The 586-nt window shown below is 68.9% G+C and carries 1 protein-coding gene; it reads right to left on the bottom strand.

Translation table 11 applies throughout. From position 1 onward, the window contains the following. Positions 1–586, bottom strand: a 586-nt coding sequence (locus tag HUK84_RS22135) for a penicillin-binding transpeptidase domain-containing protein (RefSeq protein ID WP_281362897.1), incomplete at both ends; no start/stop codon positions are given.

Raw genomic sequence — 586 nt, 5'->3', positions numbered from 1 at the left:
AGGCCCGCCGGCCGCCATAGCACATGGCCGTCGCGATCCTGCACGTCGTCGATCAGGGTGGGCGTGACCAGCCGCCCGCCCGCCGCGATGGCGGCATAGGCCCCGGCCTCACGCAGGACGGTGGTTTCCACCGCGCCCAGGGCGGCGGGCAGGACGTGCGGCATGGCGTCGACCAGGTGCAGCCTGATCGCCATGTCGGCCACCGACTTCATGCCGATATGCGCCGCCAGGCGGATCGTCACCAGGTTGCGCGATTCCCGCAGCGCGTCATGCAGCGTCGTGGGGCCCCAGAAATCCTTCTCGTAATTGTTCGGGTGCCAGCTTCCGTACGAGACGGGCGAGTCGTCGAATTTCTGCGACGGCGAGATCCCCTGCTCCATCGCCGTCAGATAGACGAACGGCTTGAAGGACGATCCGGGCTGGCGCAGCGCCTGGGTGGCGCGGTTGAACTGCGACGCGTTGAACGACCAGCCGCCGACCATCGCCAGCACCCGGCCGCTATGCACGTCCATCGTCACCAGCGCGCCCTCGACATGCGGGATCTGCCGCAGGGCGACCCCGCCGCCGTCGGCCTGGGGTTCGATCA

The organism is Nguyenibacter vanlangensis (genome assembly GCF_013376155.1).
GTDB lineage: Bacteria > Pseudomonadota > Alphaproteobacteria > Acetobacterales > Acetobacteraceae > Gluconacetobacter > Gluconacetobacter vanlangensis.
The sequence above is the reverse complement of the archived record's forward strand: the minus strand, read 5'-3'. Positions and strand labels throughout refer to the sequence as shown.